Here is a 14,625-nt window from a genome sequence, read left to right as displayed (position 1 = left end):
CAAAGTCCCCAAATATCCCCGCCGGAGGCATCGAAGCCGCCACGGGCGGCACGCCGGGCTCAGATCGACATGCAGATGTATTTCATCTCCAAGTAATCCTCGACCCCGTGCGAGGACCCCTCCCGGCCGAGACCCGACTGCTTGACCCCCCCGAAGGGCGCCACCTCGGTCGAGATCAAACCGGTGTTCACCCCAACCATGCCATATTCCAGCGCCTCGGACACACGCCACACGCGGCTCAGGTCCCTGGCATAGAAATAGGAGGCAAGGCCGAAGATCGTGTCGTTCGCCTGCTCGATCACATCGGCCTCATCCTCGAACCGGAACAGGGGCGCGACCGGGCCGAAGGTTTCGTCATGGGTGACCATCATGTCGCGGGTGACGCCGGTCAAAACCGTGGGCTGGAAGAAAGTCCCGCCAAGGTCCGAGCGTTCGCCCCCGGTCAGCACCTTCGCCCCCTTCGCGACCGCGTCCGAGATATGCTCCTCCACCTTCTCCAACGCGGCCTCGTTGATCAGCGGGCCGGTGCTGACTCCTTCGGCGAACCCGTCGCCGAGCTTCATGTTCCGCGTCGCCTGCGCCAGTTTCTCGGCAAATGTATCGTACACCCCGGCCTGAACGTAGATGCGGTTCGCACAAACGCAGGTCTGCCCGTTGTTGCGGTATTTCGAGATCATCGCCCCTTCCACCGCCGCGTCCAGGTCCGCATCGTCGAACACGATGAAGGGCGCGTTGCCGCCCAGTTCCATCGACATCTTCATCACCTGGTCGGCGCCCTGGCGCAGCAGGACGCGCCCCACCTCGGTCGAGCCGGTGAAGGTCAGCTTGCGCACCTTGGGGTTCTCACAGAACTCCTGCCCGACCGGCGCAGAGCGTTTGGAGGTCACCATGTTCAGGATCCCCTTCGGCACCCCGGCCCGTTCCGCCAGCACCGCCATGGCCAGCGCCGACAGCGGCGTTTCCGCCGCGGGCTTGGCGACAAAGGCGCACCCGACCGCCAGCGCGGGCGCGACCTTGCGCGCGATCATGGCGTTGGGAAAGTTCCACGGCGTGATCGAGGCGACGACGCCAACGGGCTGCTTGATCACCACCAGCCGCTTGTCGGGCTGGTGACCGGGGATCATTTCCCCGTTGATGCGCTTGGCTTCCTCGGCGAACCACTCCACGAAGCTGGCGCCATAGAGCACTTCGCCCTTCGCCTCGCCCAGCGGCTTACCCATTTCCGCCGTCAGGATCGCGGCTAGGTCGTCCGCGTTCTCGACCATCAGGTCATGCCAGCGCCGCAGGATCTGGCCCCGCTCCTTGCCGGTGCGCGCGGCCCAGTCCTTTTGCGCGATATAGGCGGCGTCGATCGCGCGGGCGACTTCGGCGCGCGTCATGTCGGGAACCCGCGCGATCACGTCGCCCCGTGCGGGATTGGTCACATCGAACGTCTCGCCAGTGTCGGCATCCACCCAGGCGCCATCGATCAGGGCCTTTGTCGCCAGCAGCGACGGGTCGTTCAGCATCTCGGCGAGATTGGTATTCCGGTCCAGCATGGGGGTTCCTCCGATTCGCGGTGCCCCTTCCCGGGGCTTGCGACTAGGGACCACAGTTGCGGCATCGGTTCAAGCCAGCCGCTAGCGCGGCGCCGGGGCACGCGCCCCGGCTGCCCGCAGTCCATTGACCTGGGGACCAGCACTTCTGCCCCGGCCCCGACATTCCCCGCTTCCAAGTGGGCTCAGGTCAGCGCGCCGAGATGCTTTTCGATCGCTTCGCGCATGTCCGCCACGCTGAAAGGCTTCGCCACGAAATGGTCCACCGTTTCGTCATCGGCCTTCTCGCGGTAGGACTCGCTGGTCGCCAGGAAAACCGGTGTCGTTTTCAGGACCGGGTGGCCCTTGATCTTCTGCGCGAGTTCGACGCCGCTCAGCCCCGGCATGTTGAGATCCGAGATCACTGCGTCGAATTTCTGCTGCCCCATCACTTCCAGCGCCTGGTCGCCGGAGGCGGCAAGCGCCACATCCATGACGCCCAGTTTCTTCAGGCACTGCCGGGCGAGACCCCGCATGCTCTGCTGGTCATCAACGACAAGGATCTTCAGGCTTTTCGCTGCCGGCATCGCGGCCACTCCTTCATTAGACTTATGCAAGCGTGGATACGCCCTGCGGGTTAAGAATTTCACAAATCCGCAGGGGAATCTGGCCAAGGGCAAGCTCCTCGTCCACGGCGTCCAGGTCCCGCGCGGCGCGCGGCATCCCGTAGACCACGCAGCTGTTCTCATTCTGCCCGATACAATAGGCCCCGGCCTTGCGCATCGCGCGCAGCCCCGCGGCCCCGTCCCGGCCCATGCCGGTCAGGATCACGCCCAGGGCATTCCCCCCGACCGAGGTCGAGACGGAATTGAACAGGACATCCACCGACGGCTTGTGCCCCGAGATCGGACCGGACGGATCCAGGCGCGTTCTGAACACCGCGCCATCCCGGTAGAGGGCAAGGTGGTTCTCACCCGGTGCGATCCTGATCTGGCCGGGCCGCAGGATCTCCTCCTCGCCGCCGATGGCCACGTCGTGGGGCAGAATTGCATTCAAGCGCGACGCAAACCGCTCGGCGAAAAGCGCGGGCATGTGCTGGGTGACCAGGATCGGCGGCGTTCCCGCGGGGAGCCCCTCCAGCACCTGTGTCAGCGCATTGACCCCGCCGGTAGACGCACCGAGGGCGATCAAATCGACCCGCCGGCGCCTTGCCGGGCCTGGGCGGCGCTGCATCGGCGCGGGGCGCGCACGCGGGACGACGCTTTTGCGTGCGGCCGCGCCGGATGGATGAACCTTCGATCCATGCGCGAGCCGCACCTTTTCTCGAAGCGCCTGCGAAAACCGCGCCACGGCGTCGCGCCCAGCCGGTTTGGCGATGGCTTCCACCGCCCCGATTTCCAGCGCGGACAGCGTCACATCCGTACCGGATGCGGTGAGGGTGGAAACCATCACCACGGGCATCGGTCGCAGCTCCATGATCTTCTTCAGAAAGTCGATGCCGTTCATTCCCGGCATCTCGACGTCCAGCGTGATGACATCGGGATCAAGTTCGCGGATAAGCCGCCGCGCCTCCACCGTATCCGCCGCCTCCGCCACGACGGTGATATCCGGGTCGGTTTCGAGCCCTGCCACGATCATGCGGCGCATGAGCCGGCTGTCATCGACAACAATTACGCGCGTATGCCCGCTTGGGCGGCCATGATTCATCCGAACAACTCCACAGCCCCTGCAACCGGTGCCGATCCCAGGGTTTTACGATACCGGGCTTCCTGCGCTTCGGCAGCCCGCGACTCCAGCGCGGCCAGGTACTGCACGCGCACCATTCCCGTGCTCGGGAAGTAGTAGATCCGTCGTCCGGAGGTCCCCCCCAAGTCCGCGGCCACGACGGGTATGCCCTCGGTTTCCAGGTAGTGGCGGGCGAAAGCGGCGTTCTTCGAGCCGACGCTTCGGCTGTGGCTGCCGCTGATGCTTTCCGCCGCGCCGAAGATCTTCGCCTCCAACCGTTCGCGCCGCCCGCCCTGACCGAGGATCTCGTTGATCAGAACCTCCATCGCGAAGGCGCCGTAGCGCGCCGACTGGCTCTGATCCGAACCCGGCAACAGGAAATGGTTCAGCCCGCCGACACCGGTGGTCGTATCGCGGATACAGGCCGCTACGCATGAGCCGAGCAACGTGCAGACCGCGGCATCGGGGTCCGCGATGACAAGGTGATCCCCGGGCAGGACTTGGTGAACACGGGCGCCGACACGGTGGTCGAAATGGCTGCCATCTTCGGCGAGAATCAGCGGGCTCATGCGTCCCTCCGCCGGTAGATCGTATCGCCGCAGCTATCGAGCAGCGGGTGCTGCCCCAGCAGCGACTCTGAATGCCCGAGGTAAAGGAAGCCTCCGGGCTCCAACCGCTCCGCCAGCCGGTTGACCAGCGACGCCTTGGTCGCGGAATCGAAGTAGATCAGCACGTTCCGGCAGAAGATCACCTTGAACAGACCGTTCATCGGCCAAGGCTCGAGGAGGTTCAATCGCCGGAAACTGATCGCCTTTCGCGCCGCCGGCGGCATCGCGACTGTCTGTGCGTCCCGGGTGATCAGGTGCCGCGCATAGCGCTTGGGGCTATTGGCGACCTTGTCCGCGCGGTAAAGCCCGGCGCGCCCGGTTTCCAGAATCCTTGTGTCCAGGTCGGTGGCGAGGATCATCACGTCGCCCGGGATCTGGCCGAGGGTTTCCAGGATGCTCAACGCAACCGAATAGGGCTCCTCACCGCTGGAACAGCCCGCCGACCAGATGCGCAGCCTGGGGTTCGCGCGGCCCTTCAGCTCAGCCAGCACATGCGATTCGAGGTGACCAAAGTGGTGCGCCTCTCGAAACAGGGATGTCAGGTTGGTCGTTAGAGTGTTGACGAATGCCTGCAACTCCTCGGGGTCCGACCCGTCGTCCAACAGGTCGAGGTAGGTCTGGAACTTCGTCATCCCGCGGGCGCGCAGGCGCCGTGACAGACGCGAATAGATCATCTGCTTTTTGTGTGGCTCCAGGACAATGCCCGCCATGCGGTGAATCCGAGCCGCCACACGCTCGAAATCGCGCGCGGTCATGGGCGCCACGCCTTCTGCGGGCGACACGGGCGCCGGGGCAGGCAATGAAGTTGCGGTCATGGTCGTGAGGCTTTCATCCGATGTCGCCCTCATCCGATGGGAACATCGTGTTCAGGTCCAGGAGTGCGACCATGCCGGTCTGGGCGGAAACCAGGCCCCAGATCGTCGCATCTCCGCCACCGGGTTCACCGTCGGCGGAGGGCGCCGGGCGGATCTCATCGCTTGGAACGCCGATGATGTCAGACACCGCGTCCACGAGGATACCCACGGTTTTGGTGCCGATCCAGACGATCACCACGACATGGTTTTCCGTCGGTTCGGTCAGCGGGCCGCCGAAGCGGGCACGTAGGTCATGGACCGGCACGATGGTGCCGCGCAGGTTCAGGACACCCTTGGTATGGGCGGGCTGATTGGGCAGAACCGTCGTGGCCGTCCATTGCTTGATTTCACGCACAAGCTTGATGTCCACGCCGTAGACGCTGTCATCGACCAGGAAGGTCACGTATTGGCGCACGGCGCCAGCCTTGGCAGCGTCGGAAGAGGGGCTGGTGGCGATGGTGTCGACTGCAATATTCAATGGAGTACCTCCGCTGGGGCGCCGGTCTTCGGCGAGATGTTCATCAGGGCCGGGATATCGAGGATCAGTGCGACCTGGCCGTCACCCAGGATCGTCGCGCCGGATATGCCGTTGATCTTCTTGAAGTTCGCTTCCAGGGACTTCAGCACGATCTGGCGCTGGCCGATCAGTTCGTCCACCGTCAGCGCGATCAGGCCGGATGTCTCGGTGTCCACGACGATGGCCATTTCCGTGCCCTGCTCACGCGGGGGCAGGTCAAGGGCATGACGCAGGGAAAGCAGCTTCAGATACTCCCCCCGGCGTTCCAGCAGGTGGGTGCCATCGGGCAGGCGGCGGCCGTTGTCGCGGGTGACGTGCAACGCCTCCACCACCGTGGACAGCGGCAGGATGTACTTCTGATCCGCCACGCTGACGGTCATCCCGTCCATCACGGCCAGCGTCAGCGGCAGCGTGATGACGAACTTCGTGCCTTTGCCCGGCTCGGAGGTCATCGCGAAGCGTCCGCCGAGCGACTGGATCTTGCGCTTCACCACGTCCATCCCGACGCCGCGACCTGAGACGGAAGACACCTCCTGCGCGGTGGAAAAGCCGGGGTGGAAGATCAGCATATCGATTTCGGGCGGCGAAAGCCGGTCATCGGGCTGCACCAGGCCCCGTTCGAGGGCCTTGGCGAAGACGCGTTCCCGGTTTACGCCGCGCCCGTCATCCTCGACCGTGATGATCACCCGCTCACCCTTGTGTTCGGCGGCAAGGCGGATGCGCCCGACGCGGGGCTTGTCCAGCGTGTCGCGCTCATCGTTGGATTCGAGGCCATGGTCCATGGCGTTCCGGATCATGTGCGTCAACGGCTCGGTCAGTTCCTCGATCACCGTCGCGTCCACTTCCGTGTGCTCGCCGTGTAGCTCAAGCCGCGCTTCCTTGCCGAGCTTCTCGGACAGGTCGCGGACCACGCGGGGCATCCGGCGGAAGACCGATTTCACGGGTTGCGCGCGGATCGCCATGACGCTTTCCTGCAACTCGCGCAGCTGGCGCGACATCGTATCGACGGCAAGCGCCACGTCGGCCATTTCGCGGTTCTCGATATCGGCGGTCTGCTGGCCCAGCGCCGCTTGCGTGATCAGCATTTCCCCGACGAGGTTCACCAAGCGGTCGATGCGCGAGATCTCCACCCGAAGGGATTTCGCGGCCTCGCCCCGTTTCTGGGCGGAGCCAGATTCGCCGGAGGCGTCGGCATTGGGCGCGGCGAGGCTGCCGCGGGCCGGATCGGTGTCCGGCTCTGCGTCACCGGCGGGTGCGTCCTGCGCCTGGCTGTCATCAGAGGCGTCTAAGTCCTCTTCCAGGTAATCGTCGGAAGAGTCGAGGAATTCCACCTGGGCCGCGTGTTCATAGATGGTGAAGAACGACCTGAGCGCCGCAACCGGCCCTTCGGTGTGGAAAACCAGTTCCCAGGTCAGGGGGTTCTGGCGCGGATCGAAGGTGGTGACCGGGGGAACCTGCCCCTCGACATGCACCTCTGACAGGCCCTTTTCCCGGGCAGAGCGAATCAGGCGCACCATGTCGTGACCGGCTTCGGCGAAGCTTTCGTCCGGGGTGATCCGCACGATGATTTCGCTCGCCTCGGGCACCGCGTCTTCGTCGAGATCGCTGTCCGCGGAGGGCGAATCGTCACCGGCGGCGGGTTCAGCCGCCGCCGAGGGTTCCACCCCGGCGAGCGCTTCCAGTTCCGCCTGAAGCCTGGCCATGCCGGGCACGGAATCCTCGGACCCACTTTCGGTGTTCTCGACAAGGATCTGCATCACGTCGCCGGAGCGCAGAAGCGTCTGCGCCAGCGAACCGTCCAACTGCATCGTGCCGCTGCGGATCCTGTCCATGACGGTTTCGAAAATATGCGCGAAGCCGATCAGTACGTCGAAGCCGAAGGCCGCAGCCCCCCCCTTGACCGAGTGCACCGCACGGAAAGCGGCGTGAACGGTTTCATCGTCGCCCGCGTCTTCCGCGAGCAGGTTCAGATGCTCCTGCAACTGCTCCAGCAATTCACGCGCTTCGGAGAAGAACAGCGAGCGGAAATCCTCATCATCATCCATATGCGGTGCTCCCTCGGTTATGACAGCTGGTCGACCAGCGACAGGATCTGGCCGGGATCGAAGGGCTTGTTCAGCCAGCCGGTCGCCTTCACGGCGCGCGCGCGGTCCTTCAGGCTTTGCGCGGTTTCCGTCGTCAGCAGAAGCATAGGAAGGGCGCGGCCCTCCGGCTCCCGGCGGGCGGCTTCGATGAAGTCGAGGCCGTTCATCCGCGGCATGTTGAGGTCCGTGATCACCATGTCGGGCTTGTGCTGGCGCAACTTGTCCAGCGCTTCGACCCCGTCCGCGGCAAGCACCACCTGGTGCCCGCCCTTTTTCAGGCAATCCGCCAGCATGGAACGCAACGCGCGCGTATCGTCAACGGCAAGTACTAGGCTCATGTCGCAAACTCCATCTTCATGAGATCACTGAACAGCCCAAGGTCCGAGAACGCGTCCAGGAAGGGCGCGGTGGGCTGGCTGACCACGATTTTGGGTGCATGTTCGGCCCGTGCGTTGATCACGCTGACCAGGCTCAGGACATAGGGGGCTGAAATCGTTCCGACCGCGGAAGCGTCCAGCGTCAGGGGGGCGGCGTGATCCGCCTCCGCCATCCTGGACACCAGCGCGCAGGCCGCTTCCAGGTTGGCCACCTCTGGCAGGTTGAGCGTCAGCCCCTCAGCCTGCGACTCAGCCATTTCGGCACCCGCCGGCATGGCCGGGGGCTGGCCCGGACTGGTGATCTGCAAACTGGGTCGGGGTCATCTCCGTCTCCTTCGAGGGCGCTTTGCGTGACGACTGAACACGTCATCAGCGCCGATATGCGTCGAAGAGAGTTAGAGAGAGGTGAACGGCAACCGGCCCAAAAGGGGCCGATTGTCTAAATTTGTTGCGAACTGCCGCGCTGTCAGATCAGGCGGGCCATCGCCCGTGCGGTGTCGAGCATCCGGTTGGAGAAGCCCCACTCGTTGTCGTACCAGCTCAGCACGCGCAGCAGACCGCCTTCCAGCACCTTGGTCTGCGGCGCGGCGAAGATCGAGGAACGCGGGTCGTGGTTGTAGTCCGAGCTGACCATCGGCGCCTCGTCATAGCCGAGGATGCCCTTCAGGCGGCCTTCGGCGGCCTCGGCGGCCATAGCTTCGTTCACAGCAGCGACGCTGGCGGACTTCTCGGTGATCACCTTCAGGTCGACGACGGAGACGTTGGGCGTCGGCACCCGGATCGCCGAGCCGTCCAGCTTGCCGGCCAGTTCGGGCATCACCAGGCCCACGGCCTTCGCCGCGCCGGTGGAGGTGGGGATCATGCTCAGCGCCGCCGCGCGGGCCCGGTACAGGTCGGAGTGCATGGTATCCAGCGTCGGCTGGTCGCCGGTGTAGCTGTGGATCGTGGTCATGTAGCCCGAGGCGATCCCGAAGGTGTCCTGAAGAACTTTCGCGACCGGGGTCAGGCAGTTCGTGGTGCAGGAGGCGTTGGAAACGACCAGGTCGTCCGCGGTCAGCGTGTCGTCGTTCACGCCGAACACGATGGTCTTGTCCGCGCCGCTTGCCGGGGCCGAGACCAGCACCCGCTTGGAGCCGTTTTCCAGGTGCATCGCCGCCTTGTCACGCGCGGTGAAGATGCCGGTGCACTCCAGCGCGATATCGACGTCGCCCCAGGGCAGCGCCTTCGGGTCACGCTCGGCGGTGACGCGGATCGGGCCGCGGCCCACGTCGATCGTGTCGCCGTCCACCTTCACTTCACCGGGGAAGCGGCCGTGGACGCTGTCATAGCGCATGAGATGGGCGTTGGTTTCCACCGGGCCGAGATCGTTGATCGCAACAACCTCGATATCGGTATGGTTGTTTTCCACCAGCGCGCGCAGCACGTTCCGTCCGATCCTGCCAAATCCGTTGATGGCTACCTTGATCGTCATTGGGCTGTCCTTCCTGTCAAGTTCCGGGCTTGAGACATGAAAATAGGGCGCACCCTGCGAAAGGGCGCGCCCGACTGTCTACACGCTCAGCCCGGGCCTGCAAGGGCGGGACGCGGCGTGGGTATGACATCTGCAAGGGATGCGTGTGGGGAGAGCCACGCAAACACCCCTTGCAGAGGAAGGCCATCGACCAAGGCCCTAGTAAGGCCGACGACCCGTTTCGGCCGGATTCTGGCAAGGCCATTCCCCGGCGTGTTAGCGGTAACATGCCAAAACACACGCCGAAGTCAACCAGGATTCTGCCCGCCGGGCCCCGCCGCCGGGGCAATCGCCGCTTTCCATCCGGGCGGATTTCCGGGCATCCTGCGCGCGGAACAACCGCAAAGCCCTTTCTCCATGGCCGATACCGCCCCGTCAGAAGACCGGATCCTCGCCGCGCTGGCCGCGACCTGGCCCGCCGCTGCGACCGATAGGCGCAATGGCTGGCTGATACGCCAGGGGGCGGGCGGCGGAAAGCGGGTCTCTGCCGCATCGCAACTGGAGCCGGACGCCCGCATCCCGGATGCAGAGGCGGCGATGGAAGCACTCGGCCAGCCCGCCCTGTTCACCCTGCGCACGGGAGAGGACGCGCTGGATCGCCAGCTTCACGCTGCGGGATACGAGGTGGCGGACCCGACGCTGATCCTGGCCGCCCCGGCGGATCGCATCCCCGTGCTGGAAAGCCCCCCGGGGCAATGCATCACCGCCGTGCCGCGCCTGTCGGTGATGGAGGAGATCTGGGCGACCGGCGGTATCGGGCCGGGACGGCTGGCGGTGATGGACCGCGTGCGTGGCCCGCGCGCCTTCCTGCTGATCCGCGACGGCGACTCGCCCGCCGCCTGCGCCTTCGTCGCCGCGGACGGGCCCATCGCCATGCTGCACGCCCTGGAGGTGGACCCTGCCCACCGCCGCCGGGGCCTCGGCGCGCGGGCGACGGCCACGGCGGCCGCTTGGGCGCGGGGCGTCGGGGCCGACACACTCGCCCTTGCGGTGACGCGCGCGAACGACGGCGCCTGTGCGCTTTACGGAAACATGGGCTTTGCCGAAGTCGGCAGCTACCACTACCGTATCAAGGACAGGAAGGACCCCCGGAAATGAGCGACCAGCCCACCGCCCTTGACCTGCCCATGGCCGACCTGCCGCCAGAAACCCTACGCTACTTCGAGGTGTGCCGCGAAAAGCTGGGCCTGGTGCCGAACGTGCTGCGCGCCTATGCCCATGACGTCGAAAAGCTGAACGCCTTCATCGCCATGTACAACGTGCTGATGCTCGGCCCCTCGGGCCTCAGCAAGCTGGAGCGGGAGATGATCGCCGTCGCCGTCTCGGCGGAAAACGACTGCTGGTATTGCCAGGTCGCCCATGGCGCGGCGGTGCGCAGCCTGTCGGGCAAGCCCGAACTGGGCGAGGCGCTGGTGATGAACGCCCATGTCGCCCCGCTGGCCCCGCGGGAACGCGCGATGATCGATTTCGCGCGCAAGATGTGCCACGAAAGCAGCGCGATTTCCGAAGCGGACCGTGACGCGCTGCGTGCCCACGGGCTGAGCGACGCGGACATCTGGGACGTGATCAACGTGGCCGGGTTCTTTTCGATGTCGAACCGGGTCGCCTCGGCCAGCGGGTTGCAGCCCAACCCGGAATACCACGCGCAGGGGCGGTGATGCGCATCCTTGCCGCCCTGCTGGTTTGCCTTGCCCTGCCCGCCGGGGCCGAGGTGGCGCTGGACCTGCCCGTCGGCAGCGTCGAAACCGCTCGCGTGCTTGACGATCCGGGGCGGTATCGCCTGCCTACCGGGCAGTACACCATCGACCGCCAACCCGCCAAGGTACTGGAGGGGCGGGTTCTGACCCGCGCCTGGCGCACCCCGCCCGAAACCTCGGACACGCTTTCGCTCTTGCAACTGATCCGCCCGCAACTGGCGCAAGCGGGCTACGAGACGATCTTCGAATGCGAAACCGCCGGCTGCGGCGGGTTCGACTTCCGCTTCAACACCACCGTTCTGCCGCCGCCGCAGATGCAATTCGACCTGACCGACTTTCGCGCACTGACCGCGCGGCGGGGGACGAACGCGCCGGAATACCTGTCGCTGCTGATCAGCCGCTCGGCTCGGGGCGGGTTCATCCAGGCGATCGACGTGGCGCCGGGCGGTGCGCGGGACATCCCGCTCGCCCCGCCCGAACGCCCCGCGCCGCCCGAAGCGGCCGCCGCCGATACGCCCGGGGCCGTGATGACGCAGCTGACCAATGCGGGCCGGCTGATTCTGCCGAAAGTCCGCTTTCCCGAAGGCTCGCAAACCCTGGACGAGGAGGCGGTGCTGTCGCTGCAACCGCTGGCCGACGCGCTGTCCGCCAATCCCGGCACCGGCATCGTGCTGGTGGGGCATACCGACAACGCTGGCACCCTTACCGCGAACATCGCCTTGTCACGCAGCCGCGCAGAGGCGGTGCGACGGGTGCTGGTGGAGCGCTACGGCATAGACGCCGCCCGCATCGAGGCCGAGGGCGCGGGCTACCTCGTGCCGCTGCGCCCGAACACGAACGACGAGAATCGCGCCGCCAATCGCCGGGTGGAGGCGATCCTGCGCTGAGGCCCCCCGGATACCAGGCTATGAATCACAGGATCCGACAGCCGGGCAAAAAAAAGGGCCGCGTCGAAACGCGGCCCCAAGTCTAGGGAGGAAATGCCCGAAAAGGGCATATCGCCGAAGCGATGCGCATTCTATATGTCCTTGCCGCAGCGCAGCATACCCCCAAAAAATTCATGAGGGGTATGCACCCAGATCAAAGCACACGCTCCCACGGGGGGATCTTGCCGAAATGCGCGGCCAGGTAATCCAGGAAAACCCGGATGCGCGGCGCCATGTTGCGCCGCTCCAGGTAGATCGCGAAAATGTCCGAGCCTTGCTGCGTGTATTCCGGCAACACCCTGACCAGCCGGCCCGCCGCCAGGTCGTCATGCACCAGGTAGGTCGAGAGCCGCGCGATTCCCATCCCGGCCAGCGCGGCGTGGTAGACGGCGTCGGCACTGTTGGCCTGGAAGTTGCCCTTCACCTCGGCGATCTCGCCCTCGCCGAAGACCCAGTCGTTCCAGCGTTCGACCGTGGACAGGCGCAGGCAGTTGTGGCCCGCCAGGTCCCCGGCGGAGGCGGGTACCCCATGGCGCGCGATATAGGACGGTGCGGCGCAGAGTACGCGGCGATTCGGGGCCAGCTTTCGGACGATAACGTCTGGGTTTTCAAGTTGTTCGGTGAAGCGGATGCCGACATCGATCTCATCCGCGAAGATGTCCGTCTGTCTGTCGGTCAGCTCAAGATCGACGCTGATCTCGGGGTGGGCCGCAAGGAAGGCCGGAAGCAGCGGCATGATCTGCGCCTTGCCGAAGGCCACCGTCGCCTGCACCTTCAACACGCCCCTCGGCGCGCCGACCATCGTCTCCAGCAGCTCGCGGGTTTCGGTCACGGTCGCCGTCACCTCGGCGCAGCGGCCGTAGAAGGTGCGCCCCTCCTCCGTCAGGGCGATGCCGTGCTGGGTGCGGGTCAGAAGGCGCAGGCCCAGCTTGTCCTCCAGCGCGCCGATCTGCTTGCTGACCGCCGACGGGGAGTGGTTCAGCTGCCGCGCGGCCCCCGAGAAACTGCCCTGTTCGACGACTTGCGCGAACAGGATCATCTGCGATGACAATTCCATATCGGCCCCCCTTCGGAGCAGCGGGCGCTTCAGGCGGCCCGGAGTGTCCAGCTATGCTGCGCTGCAATAATTATGCTGCGCTGCACCTATGCTGTAAAGTCATTCCTGCAAGGGGCCAGGATGTCGCGCCTGGACGATAGGGTGGCCCTAGCCGGGCCAACGCTCCGGACCGAGACCGCGCAGCTTCTCGGCCAGGAAATCGATGAAGGCGCGCACCTTGGGCTGGGTGAACCGCCCCGGCGGATATACCGCGTAGATCCCGAGGTTCTCCAGCGCCAGGTCCGGCAGTACGTTGATCAGCCGCCCGTCCTCGATCGCGCTGCCAAGGATGAAGGTCGGCACCAGCGAAATCCCCAGCCCGCTTTCCGCGGCCTTCTTCAGGCTTTCGCCGTTGTTCGCGGTCAGACGCCCGCCGACGCGAACGTGACGCTCTTCTCCGGTCTTGCTGCGCAGGCGCCAGAAGTTGCCGGTGGACAGGTGCGAGTAATGCAGCAGCGTGTGCGCGGACAGATCCTCGATGCAGGCCGGGGTGCCGTGCACATCCAGGTAGGACTTGCTTGCCACCAGCAGCGCCTGGGTTTCCGCCAGTTTGCGCGCCCTGAGCGAGCTGTCCTCAAGCTTGCCGATGCGGATCGCCACGTCGAAACCCTCGGCCACCAGCTCAACGAAGCGGTCGTCCAGCACCATGTTCACGGACACATCCGGGTACTCCGCCAGGAACGCCCCGACGATGCCCGAAAGCTGGCTGATCCCGAAGGATACAGGCACCGAGATGCGCAGCGCCCCGCGCGGCGCGGTCTGCATGGCGTTGACCATCTCGTCCGCCTCGGCCGCGCCGGACAGCACGACGGTGGCGCGGTCGTAATAGGCCAGGCCGATTTCCGTGGGGTTCACGCGGCGGGTGGTGCGGTTCAGCAGCCGGGCGCCAAGGCGGGCCTCCAGCGCGGAGACGTGCTTGGACACGGCCGATTTGGACACGCCCAGCTTCTTCGCCGCCTCGGTGAAACCGCCCTGGTCCACAACCGAGATAAAGGCTTCCATTTCGCTCAATCTGTCCATGAAATCACCTCAATGCCGCGCATCGAGGTGATCTAAGCACAATCCGGAAACAAAACAAGCGCTCAGCTACAGCTGCGCAACTGCTCGCGGTAGCGCCCGGCGCGGGCCTGCACCCGTGCGGCGGTGTTCTGCAACCACGCCTTGGAACGGTAGGTGCCGCGCGAATAGCCCCCGTGCCCTTCGTGGTAGGCAAGGTAGTGGCTGTAGGCGTCGTCGGGGTGCACACCGTGCTTCGTGGTGGTGATATTCATGTACCACCCCATGAAGTCCGAGGCGTCATGGAACTTGTGCCGCTTGGCGCTGCGCCGCCCGGTATCCTGACGATACCAGTCCCAGGTCCCGTCGATCGCCTGCGCGTAGCCATAGGCGGAACTGATCCGCCCGGCGGGAATGAAGCCCAGGAAATACTTGCGCGGCGTGCGCGCCTTGGGGCGGAAGCTGCTTTCCTGGTACATGGTGGCCAGCTGCACCTCCACCGGGACGCCCCAGCGTTTCTCGGTCCGGTACATGGCCTTGAACCAGGCCGGGCGTTCCGACTTGATGGCGCACGCGTTTTCCGCGTTGCGCGGCGGGCCCTGGCCAGCGCCGGAACACGCCGTCAAAACGACAAGAAAAACAAGGGCATAGCGGGACATCGTCCGCGAAGATCCTGTAAACATAACCTGCTCGATCCGTGCTTTTTGCACTTATTAGCGCC

Annotated in this window: 16 protein-coding genes; 3 read left to right on the top strand and 13 right to left on the bottom strand. The window is 65.5% G+C overall.

What is annotated here, in order from left to right:
* Positions 1-59: 59 nt before the first annotated feature.
* The 10 genes from DJ029_RS04435 to gap form a co-directional block, all read right to left on the bottom strand.
* Positions 60-1,538, bottom strand: coding sequence for an NAD-dependent succinate-semialdehyde dehydrogenase (locus DJ029_RS04435; protein ID WP_112321099.1), 1,479 nt, complete (start codon positions 1,536-1,538; stop codon positions 60-62).
* Between the two features lie 182 nt (positions 1,539-1,720).
* Positions 1,721-2,101, bottom strand: coding sequence for a response regulator (locus DJ029_RS04430; protein ID WP_157966267.1), 381 nt, complete (start codon positions 2,099-2,101; stop codon positions 1,721-1,723).
* A 22-nt stretch (positions 2,102-2,123) separates the two neighbouring features.
* Positions 2,124-3,221, bottom strand: coding sequence for a protein-glutamate methylesterase/protein-glutamine glutaminase (locus tag DJ029_RS04425; RefSeq protein ID WP_112321097.1), 1,098 nt, complete (start codon positions 3,219-3,221; stop codon positions 2,124-2,126).
* Positions 3,218-3,808, bottom strand: coding sequence for a chemoreceptor glutamine deamidase CheD (locus tag DJ029_RS04420; RefSeq protein WP_112321096.1), 591 nt, complete (start codon positions 3,806-3,808; stop codon positions 3,218-3,220). Before DJ029_RS04420 ends, DJ029_RS04425 begins: the two co-directional genes overlap by 4 nt.
* Positions 3,805-4,602 (bottom strand): CheR family methyltransferase, encoded by a 798-nt coding sequence (locus tag DJ029_RS04415; RefSeq protein WP_112321095.1) that lies wholly within the window; start codon positions 4,600-4,602, stop codon positions 3,805-3,807. The genes DJ029_RS04420 and DJ029_RS04415 overlap by 4 nt, the downstream gene beginning before the upstream one ends.
* A gap of 73 nt (positions 4,603-4,675) precedes the next feature.
* Positions 4,676-5,179, bottom strand: coding sequence for a chemotaxis protein CheW (locus DJ029_RS04410; protein WP_198671039.1), 504 nt, complete (start codon positions 5,177-5,179; stop codon positions 4,676-4,678).
* Positions 5,176-7,263: a chemotaxis protein CheA gene (locus tag DJ029_RS04405; RefSeq protein ID WP_112321094.1), complete on the bottom strand. Its 2,088-nt coding sequence runs from the start codon at positions 7,261-7,263 to the stop codon at positions 5,176-5,178. The genes DJ029_RS04410 and DJ029_RS04405 overlap by 4 nt, the downstream gene beginning before the upstream one ends.
* Before the next feature lie 17 nt (positions 7,264-7,280).
* Positions 7,281-7,640 (bottom strand): response regulator, encoded by a 360-nt coding sequence (locus tag DJ029_RS04400; protein WP_112321093.1) that lies wholly within the window; start codon positions 7,638-7,640, stop codon positions 7,281-7,283.
* Complete coding sequence (locus DJ029_RS04395; RefSeq protein ID WP_157966266.1) at positions 7,637-7,936, bottom strand: hypothetical protein; 300 nt, start codon at positions 7,934-7,936, stop codon at positions 7,637-7,639. The genes DJ029_RS04400 and DJ029_RS04395 overlap by 4 nt, the downstream gene beginning before the upstream one ends.
* Positions 7,937-8,145: 209 nt before the next feature.
* Complete coding sequence (gene gap, locus DJ029_RS04390) at positions 8,146-9,150, bottom strand: type I glyceraldehyde-3-phosphate dehydrogenase (protein ID WP_112321091.1); 1,005 nt, start codon at positions 9,148-9,150, stop codon at positions 8,146-8,148.
* A gap of 396 nt (positions 9,151-9,546) precedes the next feature.
* Here gap and DJ029_RS04385 point away from each other — a divergent pair, with 396 nt between their 5' ends.
* Genes DJ029_RS04385 through DJ029_RS04375 form a run of 3 tightly spaced genes read left to right on the top strand, consistent with a single transcriptional unit; the run spans position 9,547 to position 11,773 of the window.
* The gene (locus tag DJ029_RS04385; protein ID WP_112321090.1) at positions 9,547-10,287 is read left to right on the top strand and encodes a GNAT family N-acetyltransferase; all 741 of its coding nucleotides are present in this window, start codon (positions 9,547-9,549) and stop codon (positions 10,285-10,287) included.
* Positions 10,284-10,847, top strand: coding sequence for a peroxidase-related enzyme (locus DJ029_RS04380; RefSeq protein ID WP_112321089.1), 564 nt, complete (start codon positions 10,284-10,286; stop codon positions 10,845-10,847). Before DJ029_RS04385 ends, DJ029_RS04380 begins: the two co-directional genes overlap by 4 nt.
* Positions 10,847-11,773: an OmpA family protein gene (locus DJ029_RS04375; RefSeq protein WP_112321088.1), complete on the top strand. Its 927-nt coding sequence runs from the start codon at positions 10,847-10,849 to the stop codon at positions 11,771-11,773. Before DJ029_RS04380 ends, DJ029_RS04375 begins: the two co-directional genes overlap by 1 nt.
* A gap of 193 nt (positions 11,774-11,966) precedes the next feature.
* Here DJ029_RS04375 and DJ029_RS04370 read toward each other — a convergent pair whose 3' ends face one another.
* The 3 genes from DJ029_RS04370 to DJ029_RS04360 all read right to left on the bottom strand — a co-directional run bounded on the left by DJ029_RS04370 (position 11,967) and on the right by DJ029_RS04360 (position 14,563).
* Complete coding sequence (locus tag DJ029_RS04370; protein ID WP_112321087.1) at positions 11,967-12,869, bottom strand: LysR family transcriptional regulator; 903 nt, start codon at positions 12,867-12,869, stop codon at positions 11,967-11,969.
* Positions 12,870-13,016: 147 nt separating this feature from the next.
* Entirely contained in the window at positions 13,017-13,928 is a 912-nt protein-coding gene (locus DJ029_RS04365) for a LysR family transcriptional regulator (RefSeq protein ID WP_112321086.1), read from the bottom strand.
* A 62-nt stretch (positions 13,929-13,990) separates the two neighbouring features.
* Complete coding sequence (locus DJ029_RS04360) at positions 13,991-14,563, bottom strand: transglycosylase SLT domain-containing protein (protein WP_112321085.1); 573 nt, start codon at positions 14,561-14,563, stop codon at positions 13,991-13,993.
* Positions 14,564-14,625: the final 62 nt, after the last annotated feature.

Origin of the sequence: Oceanibium sediminis (assembly GCF_003265325.1) — a bacterium.
Taxonomy (GTDB): domain Bacteria; phylum Pseudomonadota; class Alphaproteobacteria; order Rhodobacterales; family Rhodobacteraceae; genus Halovulum; species Halovulum sediminis.
Note: the sequence above shows the minus strand (reverse complement) of the source record. Positions and strands in the feature narration are given on the sequence as shown.